The organism is Comamonas sp. MYb396 (assembly GCF_037479555.1).
GTDB lineage: Bacteria > Pseudomonadota > Gammaproteobacteria > Burkholderiales > Burkholderiaceae_C > Comamonas.
On the sequence record NZ_JBBGYU010000023.1, the window covers coordinates 1 to 1,028 of the forward strand.

General features: G+C 47.0%; 2 tRNA genes and 1 rRNA gene. All 3 read left to right on the top strand.

Annotated elements, in window-relative coordinates:
• Positions 1–137 precede the first annotated feature (137 nt).
• Positions 138–214 (top strand) — tRNA-Ile (locus WH265_RS24180).
• Positions 215–340: 126 nt separating this feature from the next.
• Positions 341–416 (top strand) — tRNA-Ala (locus WH265_RS24185).
• A gap of 387 nt (positions 417–803) precedes the next feature.
• A 23S ribosomal RNA gene (locus WH265_RS24190) occupies positions 804–1,028 on the top strand; the annotation flags it as partial.

The window sequence follows — 1,028 nt, forward strand, 5'->3', positions numbered from 1 at the left end:
AGGTGCGGCTGGATCACCTCCTTTCTGGAAACAAAGCAATCAAGATTGAACGCCCACACTTATCGGTTGTTGGAACAAGCCAAAGCTTTTAAGAGGCTGGGTCTGCACAAGACACGGCACTTGCAAAGAATTGGAATGGGTCTGTAGCTCAGCTGGTTAGAGCACTGTGTTGATAACGCAGGGGTCGTTGGTTCGAGCCCAACTAGACCCACCATTTACAGTTCCGACGGATGGCATATTGATTGGCTAGAACCAAGCAGTGCAAGGCGCGAATGACGAAGCATACTTAAGTATGTGAGGAAGTAGCAACGCCGCAGTGCGCAGGTTATAGACGATCAAAGGGGGATTAGCTCAGCTGGGAGAGCACCTGCTTTGCAAGCAGGGGGTCGTCGGTTCGATCCCGTCATCCTCCACCAATACTTTTACTGATAACTTATCACTCAACACCAAAGCGGTTTCGCAAGAGACTGTTTTGTTGTTGATTCCGGATTCCCGGATCAAACGGCTGTTCTTTAAAAATTCATAGAGTCGAAAATCAGCGTTGCTGGTGGAAAGCAGAAATTCGTAAAGGTTTTACTGCACCGTGCCACCAGCAACAATTTGATTGCGTCAAAACGAATGAAACTTTGCGGAAGCAATTTTTATTCAGTAATGACGAATATTCTTCAAGAATGTGGATCTGGGCGACCAGGTTTACAGCAAAGATATTCACATTACGGCATAACGCGCGAGGTGAGAGACCTCGCAAAGCAGTTGCTTGCTTCTTTTGCGATGAGATCTAGAGATAGATGTCAAAGTTATAGGGTCAAGTGACTAAGAGCATGTGGTGGATGCCTTGGCGATGATAGGCGACGAAAGACGTGATAGCCTGCGATAAGCTTCGGGGAGTTGGCAAATAAACTTTGATCCGGAGATTTCTGAATGGGGGAACCCACCTAGCAATAGGTATCACTGCGTGAATACATAGCGCAGTGAAGCGAACCTGGAGAACTGAAACATCTAAGTACCCAGAGGAAAAGACATCAACC